The 2564-nt window shown below is 59.0% G+C and carries 3 protein-coding genes; 2 read left to right on the top strand and 1 reads right to left on the bottom strand.

Annotated elements, in window-relative coordinates; all coding sequences use genetic code 11:
• Window positions 1–432 precede the first annotated feature (432 nt).
• Complete coding sequence (locus EOS_RS27355) at window positions 433–735, bottom strand: hypothetical protein (protein ID WP_152693189.1); 303 nt, start codon at window positions 733–735, stop codon at window positions 433–435.
• A gap of 45 nt (window positions 736–780) precedes the next feature.
• On the opposite strand from EOS_RS27355, the gene istA reads away from it, so the two are divergent.
• Both istA and EOS_RS27345 read left to right on the top strand, forming a co-directional pair.
• Window positions 781–2322 (top strand): IS21 family transposase, encoded by a 1542-nt coding sequence (gene istA / locus EOS_RS27350; RefSeq protein WP_047895322.1) that lies wholly within the window; start codon window positions 781–783, stop codon window positions 2320–2322.
• On the top strand, window positions 2315–2564 hold a 250-nt coding region (locus EOS_RS27345; RefSeq protein WP_047895320.1), incomplete at its 3' end, for an ATP-binding protein. The genes istA and EOS_RS27345, both read left to right, overlap by 8 nt.

Below are 2564 nucleotides of genomic sequence, written 5' to 3'. Positions count from 1 at the left end.
CTGTAGTACTAGCCTGAAAACCTCGCTTTTACCCCGGCCTGAACGACCGCAGGAAAAGCCGGGGATCCATCGGCCGATGGGTTATCGCGTACATGCCCGCAATCGTGCACGTACAACATGCTCGATCAATACAGACAGGCAATCAAACGGGTCTGCTCATGTGCGCCGAAATGACTCTACAGAGCGTGTTGAATGAGACGCAGTGAATCTTTCGGATCGTCGTAGGACGGATAGGGCTCTCGCGCGCGCGATAACACCGGGTACTGCTGGCTGATTTCCGTGCGGCGTGGGACTTTCGTCCCCACTCTCCCACACTCTAAGCAATCCAATCACCGCGACATGAGGCCCCCCTCGACCAGCCTCGGCCAACGAACACCCAACGTCCGAACTGATGAACAACAACTTCGCTGTAGAAATCCGTGTTTGGATCTGTCACTCAGCTTCAAACGTCAACAAGAATTTGCCGTCATCACGAGGCTCAAGCTGATACCTGATTTGAGCGTTCGACGCGTTGTTCAGGCTGATGCTTGCATGACACAGTCTTTTAGATTTATCAGCGCTATGCAGATCGGTGATGTTCGACGTTTCGACTAAACTGAGATTTTCGGAGCGGGCGAACTGAGATTGATCAAACGCACTTTTCAATAGTTGCTGCGTGTCATCGTTGTTTACGCCGACCGAAAAATGAGCCACTTGTAGGGATCGCGCCGACTGAAAACTGAGCCGGGTAATCAACCTATCCTGCTAGTTTTTCAGGCAGGGTGTTTGGGGATGATCCCGATGACGATGATTGGCAAGGTGCGGCGGATGTTCCACCGCCAGAACAAGTCGGTACGCGAGATAGCGCGTCTCACAAGCCTGTCGCGCAACACGATTAGCAAATACCTGAGCATGGAGATTCAGGAGGAGCCGAAGTATCAGCGGCGCTCGCAGTCGACCCGGCTAATGCCGTTTCACGAGGCGCTGGTGCAGGCGCTCAGCGTGGACGCAAGGCGGCCGAAGAAAGAGCGGCGCACCGCCTGGATGCTGTTCCAGGAGATCAAGGCCGACGGCTACGACGGCTGTTATTCGCGGGTGACCGACTTCATCCGGGTCTGGCGGCAAGGCGAAGGCCAAGCGGTTTCGAAGTCGGCGTTTGTGCCGCTGCAATTCGAGTTGGGCGAAGCGTTCCAGTTTGATTGGTCCGAGGAAGGACTGGTTGTCGGCGGCATTTACCGCAAGCTGCAGGTGTCGCACATGAAGCTGTGCGCGTCGCGGGCATTCTGGCTCGTGGCCTATCCCAGTCAGGGTCACGAGATGCTGTTCGACGCCCATACGCGCTCGTTCACGGCCTTCGGCAGGGTGGCCCGTCGTGGCATCTACGACAACATGAAGACGGCGGTCGACAAGGTTCACAAGGTTCACAAGGTTCACAAGGGCAAGGGTCGCACGGTAAATCCGCGTTTCGCAGTGATGTGCGCGCACTACCTGTTTGACGCGGACTTCTGCAACGTGGCCGGCGGCTGGGAGAAAGGCGTCGTCGAGAAGAACGTGCAGGACAGCCGCCGGCGTATCTGGATTGAAGCGCGCGAGCAGCAATTCGGCAGTTTCGCCGATCTGAATGCATGGCTGGCGAGCCGGTGCCGGTCGTTGTGGGAGCAGGTGAAGCATCCGGACTATCGGGACCTGAGCGTTGCCGACGTATTCGAGCAGGAGCGCGCTCATCTGATGCCGATGCCAACACCGTTTGATGGTTACGTTGAACGCGCGGCCCGGGTGTCGTCTACTTGCCTCGTGGTGATCGGACGCAACCGCTATTCGGTACCATGCGAATTTGCAGGCCAGATGCTCAGCACGCGGCTCTATCCGGGTCGCGTCGTTGCGGTGGGCGATGATGCCGTGGTCGCCGAACATGACCGTCTGGCCGACGAAGGTCTGGTGCGCTACGACTGGCAGCATTACATCCCGCTGATCCAGCGCAAGCCCGGCGCACTGCGCAATGGTGCGCCGTTCCTGGATATGCCCGAGCCGCTGCAGCGCCTGCGTCGGGCATTACTACGCGAACCAGGTGGTGACCGGGTAATGGCTAAGGTGCTGGCGCTGGTACCCGAAAGCGGTCTGGATGTCATTGTGATTGCAGTCGAACTTGCATTGGAGCAGGCGCCGCCCTCCGGGCGCGTGAGTGTCGAGCATGTGGTGAATGTGCTGTCGCGCATGCGCAGCGTGCAGATGCCACCGAAGATCGATACGGCGCTACAACTGACGACACCGCCGCTTGCCGACACATCGCGGTACGACGGGCTGCGCCCAGCGCTACAACAGCCGGAGGCCGGTCATGCGTGATCTGATCGTCGAACTCAAGCAGTTGCGGCTGCATGGCATGGCTGCCGGCTGGGCTGAAATGCTCGAACAGGGTAACGTCGAGGTGGCGTCTTCACAGTGGCTGCTTGAACGGCTACTGCAGGCCGAGAGTGCCGATCGGGCCGTGCGTTCGGTCAGCCACCAGATGAACGCGGCGAAGTTCCCGGTGCATCGCGACATCGCGGGCTTCGACTTCGATGGCTCGCCGGTCGATCGCCAGCTCG

It is taken from the genome of Caballeronia mineralivorans PML1(12) (assembly GCF_001028175.1).
Taxonomy (GTDB): Bacteria; Pseudomonadota; Gammaproteobacteria; order Burkholderiales; family Burkholderiaceae; genus Caballeronia; species Caballeronia mineralivorans.
Note: the sequence above shows the minus strand (reverse complement) of the source record. Positions and strands in the feature narration are given on the sequence as shown.